The sequence below is a fragment of the Neobacillus sp. NPDC093182 genome (genome assembly GCF_044754045.1).
The window spans coordinates 245,521-256,282 of record NZ_JBIVOI010000011.1 but is presented as its reverse complement, the minus strand read 5'-3'; the positions used below and the strand labels follow the sequence as shown (position 1 = coordinate 256,282).

At 35.0% G+C, this 10,762-nt stretch carries 9 protein-coding genes; 6 read left to right on the top strand and 3 right to left on the bottom strand.

Translation table 11 applies throughout. The features are described from left to right. Both ACIQAA_RS20660 and ACIQAA_RS20655 read right to left on the bottom strand, forming a co-directional pair. On the bottom strand, positions 1-211 hold a 211-nt coding region (locus ACIQAA_RS20660; protein WP_483874187.1), incomplete at its 3' end, for a transposase. Between the two features lie 301 nt (positions 212-512). Beyond that, the gene (locus ACIQAA_RS20655; protein WP_402622997.1) at positions 513-1,211 is read right to left on the bottom strand and encodes a hypothetical protein; all 699 of its coding nucleotides are present in this window, start codon (positions 1,209-1,211) and stop codon (positions 513-515) included. Between the two features lie 450 nt (positions 1,212-1,661). On the opposite strand from ACIQAA_RS20655, the gene ACIQAA_RS20650 reads away from it, so the two are divergent. The 4 genes from ACIQAA_RS20650 to ACIQAA_RS20635 all read left to right on the top strand — a co-directional run bounded on the left by ACIQAA_RS20650 (position 1,662) and on the right by ACIQAA_RS20635 (position 6,658). Beyond that, a complete protein-coding gene (locus ACIQAA_RS20650) occupies positions 1,662-1,805 on the top strand; it encodes a hypothetical protein (protein WP_402622994.1) in 144 nt (47 codons plus the stop codon). Positions 1,806-2,152: 347 nt separating this feature from the next. Continuing rightward, positions 2,153-2,836 (top strand): hypothetical protein, encoded by a 684-nt coding sequence (locus tag ACIQAA_RS20645; RefSeq protein ID WP_402622991.1) that lies wholly within the window; start codon positions 2,153-2,155, stop codon positions 2,834-2,836. A 247-nt stretch (positions 2,837-3,083) separates the two neighbouring features. Beyond that, a complete protein-coding gene (locus ACIQAA_RS20640) occupies positions 3,084-4,868 on the top strand; it encodes an ABC transporter ATP-binding protein (protein WP_402622988.1) in 1,785 nt (594 codons plus the stop codon). Continuing rightward, positions 4,865-6,658: an ABC transporter ATP-binding protein gene (locus ACIQAA_RS20635; protein WP_402622985.1), complete on the top strand. Its 1,794-nt coding sequence runs from the start codon at positions 4,865-4,867 to the stop codon at positions 6,656-6,658. Before ACIQAA_RS20640 ends, ACIQAA_RS20635 begins: the two co-directional genes overlap by 4 nt. A 46-nt stretch (positions 6,659-6,704) precedes the next feature. Here ACIQAA_RS20635 and ACIQAA_RS20630 read toward each other — a convergent pair whose 3' ends face one another. Further along, positions 6,705-7,553 carry an AraC family transcriptional regulator gene (locus ACIQAA_RS20630; protein WP_402623025.1) on the bottom strand — a complete coding sequence of 283 codons (849 nt, stop codon included), beginning with the start codon at positions 7,551-7,553 and terminating at the stop codon, positions 6,705-6,707. A 235-nt stretch (positions 7,554-7,788) separates the two neighbouring features. Between ACIQAA_RS20630 and ACIQAA_RS20625 the strand changes: the two genes are divergently transcribed. Then, entirely contained in the window at positions 7,789-8,481 is a 693-nt protein-coding gene (locus ACIQAA_RS20625) for a response regulator transcription factor (protein ID WP_402622982.1), read from the top strand. Beyond that, positions 8,459-10,708 (top strand): histidine kinase dimerization/phospho-acceptor domain-containing protein, encoded by a 2,250-nt coding sequence (locus ACIQAA_RS20620; RefSeq protein WP_402622979.1) that lies wholly within the window; start codon positions 8,459-8,461, stop codon positions 10,706-10,708. The genes ACIQAA_RS20625 and ACIQAA_RS20620 overlap by 23 nt, the downstream gene beginning before the upstream one ends. The last annotated feature ends 54 nt before the right edge of the window (positions 10,709-10,762 follow it).

Here is a 10,762-nt window from a genome sequence, read left to right as displayed (position 1 = left end):
CATAAAAGTATCCGATAAACATCATTTTAAAGAGCTGTATAGGGTCCGAAGGACGCCCGTTATTTTCTGAATAAAAAGGACGGACCCTCTCACCAATAAAAGAAAAATCTATATACTTGTCCACCTTCCTTAATAGGTGTTCTTGCGGTACTAAATCATCAATAAAAACAAATTCAGCTTCGTTTTGAATTTCTCTATTTGGCTTGTACATTCTATACACCGTCCTGTTATTTATAGGAATATTATAACATATTAACGCGGTGAATCATTAAAGTTATTGTGAAAAATAATAGCTGTCGAGATTTTCTCGACAGCCTGAAGACTTAACCCCATGGTTAAGTCTTTTTGCTCTATTTGAAATTGCTTCATTCTCTTTAAAGAGAAGTCTTAGGCTGCGATTTATCCTTTCACTATTTTTTTATATCTATTACAATCGAAAAGGATTATCCTTTTAATCCATATGTTTCGATTATTTGTTAGTATGAAATTGTCTATCCCTTTTTGAAGCTGCGTTACCCTCCCTTCGTGTTAAAGATGGGTTGGTTACGATCACCTGGACCGATAAAGTCTAATGCGGCAGGAGAAAATACCATAACTTTTCTTTTAACGCCCTCAAAAAACATTCGGTTTGGATCTATAACTTCAGTATCTTGAAAGACAAGGCCTCCAAAGAATATCCTCTTTTTGGCCCTCCTTCCGAAGACAATCATATTCTTCTTTTTAACTGTTTGAGCTATGACACTTTCATTCAGCTCCTCAATAAGTGTCAATAGTACTTTTTCTGTTTGTAAAACTTCTTCTTCAATCGAAGCGACCAGTCCAATTTCACGTTTATTTAAAACTAAGACGAATTCATATCCTGCTGCTGTTTTCTTTTGCACAACAGCCACTTCATCTGTAATAAACGTGACAAAATCATCGGATTCATTCGTGTGTGAGGCCGGAGAGATTTCTTTTTTCTTGATGACTCGAAAAAATGCTTTTGCTCCAATTTCTTCATCAGAGAAGTCAAACGGTTTTATACTCTGTGTGCGTACTAGATATAAACTATTAACCTTCTCTTTGCTATTTAATTGGATACATAAAGCAACATCTTCATTCACCACCTTTCCCTCATTGTTCGAGAGCATAGGGACATTCATTTTCATTCCTGGAAATTGAACGAAGATGTAGCTTAGGTTTTTCTTAGGCTGTACATCCAGAAGTCTCATAAACTCACAACCTTTCCGATTAGTTACAAGTTATTTTCCTTGTAAATGTATAATTCCACATACTTTCCTTCATACCTGTTTGAGTATGAAGAGTTTCCATCGTCACTTTCTTATGAAATGTGATGAATCCGCCCTATAATTGAGTATTTATGAGCAATTCTACTATCGAAAAACAAAGAATGAAAAGTATTTGTCGTTATTTCAGATTACTTAATATTTTAAAATCCCTTTATGCTTAACTTAGATTTAACAATAGTTGACTTTCATTCATTTTACAGAATTTTTAGTTGAAGTTAGAATGTAATTAGTAATAAGAATTTTTTTGAAAATTCATATATGTAATTTACATATATGAATGATTGAGTTATTATATATGTAAATTACATATATGAGTAACGCATAAATGCAGTCCTAAAAATTTGTTATATTATTATAAATGGAGGGATTTTTATGAGTAATCAAGAAGAAATTCTTCTTCTTAAAACTTCTAGTATTCTTAAGAAAGATACAAGCATGATGAGGCTTAACGATATCATTCAAGAACTAGTAAATGTAATTGAATCAAATTCTGAGGTTGATAAGAACAATGGATAGGAAATGTATTTATTTAAATCAATGAATGAAGCAAACATCTCACTGATGATAGTGAGGATTGTTTGCTTCATTAGTAATTATTGACACGTCTTTACCTATAGGTGTAAAATACATATATAGTCAAAAGTTGTAACTTGGTAGCTTGAATTTGATATTGCGGAAAGTTATCCTAAGAAATAAAAAGGCTTACAATACATATTTATAAAGGGAAATGCGAATTAGTTAGATAGCTGCAAATCTTTGATAACACAAGTATAAAGGTATAATTGAGCTCTATTTCCCTTCATTTGAAAAGAAGGATTCCATAGAGAAATGAAAATAAAAGTAGAAACTAAGGAGGAACGAAAATGACTAAAACCATGACAAAGAAAGAGGAAAAAGCTCCAGAATTAGAAACAAAAACACAAGCTTCAGAAGCAGAAGCAAAAACACAAATGAAAGCTGAAGTTCAAGAAGAAGCAGTTTTATCTTATCCATACGCAGAAGAAACAAATATACAATTGAAAACTGAAGCTCAAGAAGACGTAGGTGTATCCAATTCATATGTAGAAACACTTTGGGGACAATACGAACAAATGTTGGATCAAGCAAGAAAGCTCCGCGAAAGCAGTGAAGAAGCTTATCTTAAGTCTGTAAAAGATGTAATTAAGCTCAATAAAGACTTTAGAAAATCAATCTTTGATTTATATACAGAATCAAGAAAGTCAAACAGGGAAATCGTCAATGGTTTATCCAGTAATTTTGAAAAAAATGATGGATTAAACCAGTATACACAGCAAGTAGAAGACATTTCTGAACAATTAGAGAATTTGGCGATAACACCAATCAAATTCACTGTTAATCTTATCGAATCTATAGAAAAGAACGTTGAAGAAAGTAGTGAATCGTATGTTCGCTATTCACGTGAAAGCCAGAGCTTCTGGGGAAAAGTGACCAATGAATATATGAAAATAGCAAAAAACAATCATAAAATGCTGGTAAATCAACTTGAAGAAAGCTTTAAAGTACTCGTTGTTACAAATAGAAAATAAAGGATTGTTGGTATTTCGGTACTACCAAAACGGACTTGAGTTTAAGAAAAGAAAAATAAACCGTTTGCGGCCGCTGCCTGTTTCTCAAATTGAGGGACAGGTAGTTTTATTTTTGCTTTAAAGTGTTAGTTGGATTTTTTGATACTTTTAAAGCATGATAATCCATGAAAGATGATGGGGAAATCCATTGTGATTGGTTGAAGGGTGCGTTATTCTAAGCATATTCCTTTATGAAGGAGGGGGTATGATGAGTAATAAACCTATCTTTAAGGAGCATTTTGTTCTACATAAATGGAGTTATTTGCTGGGCACCATTCTTTTAACCGTCTCCCTTGTTTTGCAATTATTTGTCCCCGTTTTATTAAAAAAGTTCACAGATGGGCTTCAAAATAAATCCATTCATGTTTCTGATTTATGGGAGTTGTCACTATGGTTTGTTATTGTCGGATTCGGTGCTTTTCTTTTTCGGTCGAGCGGCCGAATTTATATATTCAAGATGTCAAGAATCCTAGAGCGGGACTTACGGAGTTCCTTGTTTTCACATTGGGAGAGATTGCAGGCTGAATATTATCAAAACCAGCGAATTGGGAATCTGATGGCTCATGCCGTAAACGATGTCAATATCATGAGGCAGATCGTTATGCAGGGATATTTTCAGATGGTCGAAGCTGCCGTGCTCATTTCGATCTCTGTATTTATGATGGCTAGTACCATTCATTTCTATTTAACGTTACTGGTCTTATTACCTTTACCAGGATTAACGTATATTGCCTATCGTTTCCGGTCAAAGACTCAAACGCATTCCTTAAAAGTACAAGAAGCAATCGGGACATTGACAAGCACAGTTCAAGAATTTTGTTCGGGGATTAGTGTTATCAAAACCTATATCCAAGAGGAAAAAGAACGTAAGAAGTTTACAAACGATAATCAAGGAAATGTCGAGGTCAATAAACAGTTAATTCGTGCAAATTCGCTGTTCACCTCGTTAAGTCAAGGAATTGTCGGGCTAAGTTATTTAATTTCCATCGTATTCGGCTCCATCTTAGTAATGAAGAGTACCATTTCGCTTGGTGACTTTGTTGCCTTTAACACCTATTTATCTTTGTTGATTGCCCCGATTGAAAACATAGGGAAGGTCATAAATCTCCTCCAGCAGGGTAAAGCCGCAGATAACCGAATTCGTCATGTTTTATCTACGGAACCTGCTATTCAAGATGAAGAAGGGATTACCCCTATCACCTCTTTTCAAGGAAATATAATTATAAATAATTTATCTTTTAAGTATCAAAGGAGTAAAGAGAATGCATTAAAGAATATTACCGTTTCCATCCCGAAAGGAACTAGTTTAGCCATTGTCGGGAAAGTAGGAAGCGGCAAATCAACCTTAGTCAACTTGCTCTTACGTTTATACAATCCTCCCAAAAATTCAATTTTTATCGATGATCACGATATCCGAGATGTTCCGCTAAAAACTCTGCGGGAATCGGTTGCATACGTCCCACAAGACAATTTCTTATTTTCCTCATCCATAAAAGAAAATATTGCCTTTGACCCAAACCCCTATCAAGATGAACAGGTATTTCATGCAGCAAGGCAAGCCCACGTTTATGAAGATATTGTGGATCTCCCTGATAAATTTGAAACTGAATTAGGAGAAAGAGGGCTTTCTTTATCAGGTGGACAACGTCAGCGTGTCAGTATCGCAAGAGCATTGATAAAACCTTCTCCTATCATCATTTTTGATGACAGCCTATCAGCAGTGGATTCTAAAACAGAAACAAATATTTTAAACACACTGAAAACACAAATGAAAAGTCGAACTTCCATCATTATTAGCCACCGAATTTCTACGATAAAGGAGGCTGATCAGATCATTGTTTTAGATAAAGGGGAGATTGTTGAAAGGGGCACACATCAATCTCTTTTAAAGCAGGATGGAATTTACAAAAAAATGTTTACTCAGCAAACAACGGAATTTACCTGTCCACCCCTTAATGGAAGAAAGATCCTCATTAAGAAAAGGAGGAGATGAAAATTCGAAGTATAAAAAAGGGAATCCATCCCCCAATAGGTGACCGTCAATTATTAAAAGGTATGCTGATGTTCGCAAAACCCTATCGAAAACTCCTTTTATTTTCATTTCTGTTGACAGGCTTTATTGTAATAGCCAGTTTAGCCCAGCCATTTATTATTAAAGTAGCAATCGACTCTTACATCAAGATGAACGATTATCAAGGGATGATGTACTTGGGCATTATCTATTTCTTATTGATAATGGTCTCTTCTATTTGTACCTATTACCAAAATAACACACTTCAATTTATAGGACAGTATGTAATATATGATTTCAGGCAAGCCATTTTTAAGCACTTTTCCCTCATGCAGATGGATTTTTTTAGGCAAAACCCGATTGGCAGATTAGTAACAAGGATTACCCATGATGTTGAATCGCTGAACCAACTATACTCTCAAGTGATTGTGAACTTAGTAAAAGAAGTTTTAATTCTGATTGGAATCATCGCCCTTATGTTATATATGAGTGTAAAACTAACCCTGATTTGCTTTTTAGTCATACCAGTCATAGCAATCGTTACCTTTTATTTTAAAAGGGTATTACGTGATACACAGAGGAATCTAAGGAGTATTCTTTCAAAACTTCTTTCCTATCTAGCTGAAAATCTCTCAGGTATGAGTGTTATCCAACTATTCGCCCGCGAAGGAAAACAGCTTGAAATCTTTAATGAATTAAATGAGGAGCATTATCGGGCTGGGATGCGTCAAACGGTAATCAATTCTATATTTAATCCTTCCATCGGATTATTTGGAAATATTTCGCTTGCGCTTTTGGTTTGGTATGGAGGAAGAAGTGTAGTAGATGGAAGTATCACCTTTGGGACCGTGTATGCGTTTACTCATTATGTTAGGCAATTTTTTGAACCGCTCAGAGGATTAGCAGACAGGTTTAATCAAATACAAGCCGCTCTTGCGTCAGCTGAACGGATTTTTGAAACCTTAGAAACAAAACCAACGATCGTAAACCCTGTCCACCCTAAGGAACTTCCAGAAAAAGTTAAGGGAGACATTGTATTTCACCATGTTTGGTTTGCTTACAAAAATCAGGAATGGGTATTAAAGGATGTCCATTTTAGAATCAACCAAGGAGAAACAGTAGGTGTTGTCGGTGCGACAGGTGCCGGCAAAAGTTCGATTATTCAACTCATAAACCGGTTTTATGATAATCAAAAGGGGACCATCAGTCTTGATGGAATAAATATTAAAGATGTTCAATTAAACGAGCTTAGAAGGCACATCGGAATCATTCAACAAGACGCTTTTATCTTTTCAGGGACTGTCTTTGACAATATTCGCTTGAATCATAACGATGTAAGTAATGAAGAAATCATAACAGCGGCGAGGGCTGTAAACATTGATTCTTTTTTTAGAATGCTGCCAAAGGGATATAACACGATGCTCGGAGAGGAAGGAACGGTATTGTCGGCAGGACAAAAGCAGCTGCTCTCCTTTTTAAGAGCAATGATTGCAGACAATGATGTACTTATACTTGATGAAGCGACAGCTAATGTTGATACAGAAACAGAACAAGCGGTTCAAGACGCCTTAAAAGAAATGTCCAAGAATCGAACAACGATTATCATTGCACATCGACTTTCCACCATCCAGCGTGCAGATAAAATTATTGTCTTAGATAAAGGCAGAATTGTAGAAATGGGAGATCATCAACAGCTGCTAAACAACCAATCCGTGTACTATCAATTATGCCAGAATCAGAGTAAAGGGAAAACTTTAAAAGTTAAACTTTAAGATGGAATGGTAAAAAGGATGGTCAGGAATCTGAACCATCCTTTTTCTATTGGTCTAATAATTTTTGTTCATCACTGAATTGAGTAGGGGAGACGCCAACGATCTTTTTGAAAATTCGACTGAAATAGAGTTCATCCTCGTAACCGACATTTTGGCTGACTTCTTTGACCCTTATATCAGAATGGGCAAGAAGCTCTTTTGCCCGGTCAATCCGTAAATGGGTTAGATATTCAATTGGACTGTAGCCGGTATTTTTTTTGAAAAGTCTGGAATAGTGACTTTTACTTAAGCCTGCCAGCTTTGCTAAGTCTGTTAAGGTTATAGCATGATGATAATGGTGACCGATATAATCAATCGTTTCCTCAATCACTTGTCTTGTGTCCTTAGAAATCGTTTGAGCTTGAAAGTCCTGTACCAAAGTAAATAATAGTTCATGAAATAAGATTTTTTGCCTAAATGCAATTGTTGATCCTCTACGTTTAGATAAAGAAATGATTTCATCGAATAAAAGGGCTACACCAGAGCTGTTTTTAATAGGATAAACGCCATCTAATGGAAAAGATATTTCCTGAGGCTGTTTGAAATGCCATTGCTCTTTTTTCTCAATGGCGCCTGCATAAGTAAACCGTATAAAATAAAACTCGAGCGGATTTGAAGAAGAAGATTTTTTGTCGTATATCATCCCAGGTGTAAAAACAATCAGTTTCCCAGGCGAAAGGTCATTTTTCTCACCATTTATCATTACTTCGCCAGTTCCTTTCGTGATGAACCATAGGGAATGATAGAGGGGCTTTTTCCCTTTTTTATTCCAATTTGAGGAAAAAGATTTGTAACCTGATAACAATATCGAAAAAGTTAACTCATTTAGTTTAGATGTCAGCCTTCCAAGATCCATACACAAAGAGCTTCATCCTTTACTGATAGATTGCTAATTTAGATTATCTATACGCTAGAAATACAAAAATATACTATGTTCTAAATACTTTGATAGAATCTAAAAGAAAGCATGTAACGAAAAATCTTAAGAAATTCTTCATTTTTCTCCTACTTTAAACTTAAGAAATATTGCTTATACTAGACTCATTCGTAAGAAATGAAACGTTAAACATTGGAAAGGGGGTATTTTCTTTATGGATGAATATACTGTGCTGGTGGTAGATGATGATAAAGAAATTTGTGATGGGATTGAAATCTACCTAAGGAATGAAGGTCTTATAGTATATAAGGCACAGGATGGAATTGAAGCACTAGAAATTTTAAATGAACGCGAGGTACATTTGATTCTGCTGGACATTATGATGCCGAGAATGGATGGGATTTCGGCCACATTTAAAATACGTGAACAAAAAAATATTCCCATCATTATTTTAAGTGCTAAAAGTGAAGATACGGATAAGATTTTAGGCTTGCAGATTGGCGCGGATGATTATGTAACAAAACCTTTTAATCCATTGGAGCTTATTGCAAGGGTAAAATCACAGCTTAGAAGGTTTGTAACATTAGGTCAATTTGATCGGAAAAATAAAACCATTGATTTGAATGGTCTTACGATTGATCAGGAGGCAAAGGAAGTTGCTGTAAACGGGGAGCGGGTAAAATTAACACCGATCGAATATAAAATTGTCGAATTGCTAATGGTCAATGCTGGCCGTGTGTTTTCCATCTCTGATATATACGAAAGGGTCTGGAATGAACCCTGCTATAATGCGGAAAACACGGTAGCAGTGCATATTCGTAAAATTCGAGAAAAAATCGAAATTGACCCAAAAAATCCAAGATATTTAAAGGTGGTGTGGGGAATTGGATACAAAATGGAAAAATAGAATGAAAATTATTGGATGGCTCGTATTGTTTGCGTTTGGAGTCAGTGGTGTTATTTCCGCTTTGATAAATGAAAATGATTATTATCAGCGTAGTTACTTTAAAACATCACAATTCCAAGTTGAACTAGATCATTTAACACAATATATCGATGCATTTGAAATTAGCTATCAAACAAAGGAAGAAATGAAAGAGGCAATTACTGTATCTAAGGATGAAATAGAGCAACAAAGGTACCAATATGGTAATTTAACTGAACAAATCAGGAACATAGAACAGCAGTACCAACCTAGAATAGATGAGGCAAAAGCAAATAATAACGAAAAGATTGCAGATATCTATATCAAGGAACGCGATCAAAAAATTGATGAAATTACAAAAAACTTTGAAAGTGACGAGAATATAAAGAAAAGTATCATACAAGAAAAAGAAGAAAATATTGAAGAGTATCTCAAGGAGCTAGAATTTCATCGTGAGGACTATGAAAATTACCAAGAGGTTTTTGTTTATTACTTAAAAAATACAGAAACAGGTCAAGTATTCACCAATCTTTCAACAAAGAGTAGAAAATCAGTTGACCAATATATAAACAATGAAAATATGTATTATATTCAGAGCTATCCAACCAAAGAAAATCGTTATCTTGTATTTAATGAAGGACCATTATTAGTCATCGGATCTGAGGATTTGGTTGACCTTCCGCGAACCAATTCCAATGATCGATATGAAGGGAAAATAGGAGTTTCAAAAGACGCCCCTATAACAAACATGATTATTCAGAATTATCATAATTATGATAATCAAAGAATCGTCTTTTGGATTTATACTTTAGCCGGCATACTTGCATTGGCAGCAAGTGGAGTTATAGGAAAAAGAATGGCAGTTATCGAAAAAATTGCACCAAGTAAATGGCAGAGTAAATATAACAATATCCCATTTGATGTTGCGTTAATTTTACAAGGAATATTTGTCATAGCTTCCATGGCTTTAATAGATAGTACATCTTATATCTATTTTAATATTGCTGCAGATGATATCATCATTAATCTTGTATTTTTAACCATTATCATTGGATTAACGATGGTCCAAGCTGTCTATCTATTTAACAGAATTAAAACGATCACATCTGACAAGGGAGTTTGGCGAAAAACGATAATTGGACGTGTATTAAAGAGTGTTAGGAATTTCTTTGCGAGTATCATTAACGTATTTCGAAATGCCTTCCTGAACCGAAGAGTAGGAACGCAGGTTTTCTTACTTTTAACCATTGTTTTTTCTTTTGGAATCTTAACGACACTAATTTATATTGACGAAGACTTCTTAGCGCTTTTTATTCCTGCAATTTTGATGATCGGGCTGCCACTTATTATTCTCATTATCAAAAGAACAGGATATTTTAATCAAATCCTTTCAAATGCCTCGGCATTGGCTAAGGGAGAGTTCAAACCTGACTTAACTATTATTGGGAGATCCGTTTTTGCCCAGCTGGCTGGGGATATTAATCATATGAAACACGGTGTCAAAACATCACAAAATGCCCAAGCAAAAAGCGAAAGGCTAAAAACCGAATTAATCACAAATGTCAGTCATGACTTACGCACACCCTTAACTTCCATTATTACGTATTCGGACCTTCTAAAGAAACCTGAGTTAACAGAGGATGAGCGAAATGCGTATATTGAAATTATTGATCGTAAGTCAAAACGCTTAAAGGTATTAATCGATGATCTTTTTGAAGCATCTAAAATGGCCAGCGGAGCGATTGAACTGACGAAAGTAAAGGTCGACATCGTCCAATTGCTTCAACAATCCCTAGCTGAGTACAATGAAAAAATGGAAGAGTCTCAGGTCCAATTTCGGGTATCAAATCCAGAGCATCCTATTTATGCTTTTGTGGATGGACAAAAGCTTTGGCGGGTATTTGATAATATAATTGGAAATATAACCAAATATTCGTTAGAAAATTCAAGAGCCTATATTAATGTTAAAGAAGAAAATCATCAAGTGAGTATTACCTTTAAGAATATCTCTAAATATGAGTTAAGTGAGAATATCGATGAGCTATTTGAACGGTTTAAACGTGGTGATGAATCACGTCATACGGATGGTTCTGGCTTAGGACTTGCTATTGCTAAGTCGATAATTGATTTACATGAGGGTACTTTAGATATAGATGTAGATGGAGACTTGTTTAAAGTGACCGTTGTACTTAGTCTTTTTGATAAATGATTTTTAAAAAATAATTCAAACACACCATGATACCTTGAATAAAGGGATCATGGT

Excerpts from the sequence above, each read along its gene's own strand:
- ACIQAA_RS20655 (WP_402622997.1), bottom strand. The coding sequence starts at position 1,211 with ATGAGACTTCTGGATGTACAGCCTAAGAAAAACCTAAGCTACATCTTC.
- ACIQAA_RS20650 (WP_402622994.1), top strand. The coding sequence starts at position 1,662 with ATGAGTAATCAAGAAGAAATTCTTCTTCTTAAAACTTCTAGTATTCTT.
- ACIQAA_RS20645 (WP_402622991.1), top strand. The coding sequence starts at position 2,153 with ATGACTAAAACCATGACAAAGAAAGAGGAAAAAGCTCCAGAATTAGAA.
- ACIQAA_RS20640 (WP_402622988.1), top strand. The coding sequence starts at position 3,084 with ATGAGTAATAAACCTATCTTTAAGGAGCATTTTGTTCTACATAAATGG.
- ACIQAA_RS20635 (WP_402622985.1), top strand. The coding sequence starts at position 4,865 with ATGAAAATTCGAAGTATAAAAAAGGGAATCCATCCCCCAATAGGTGAC.
- ACIQAA_RS20630 (WP_402623025.1), bottom strand. The coding sequence starts at position 7,553 with ATGGATCTTGGAAGGCTGACATCTAAACTAAATGAGTTAACTTTTTCG.
- ACIQAA_RS20625 (WP_402622982.1), top strand. The coding sequence starts at position 7,789 with ATGGATGAATATACTGTGCTGGTGGTAGATGATGATAAAGAAATTTGT.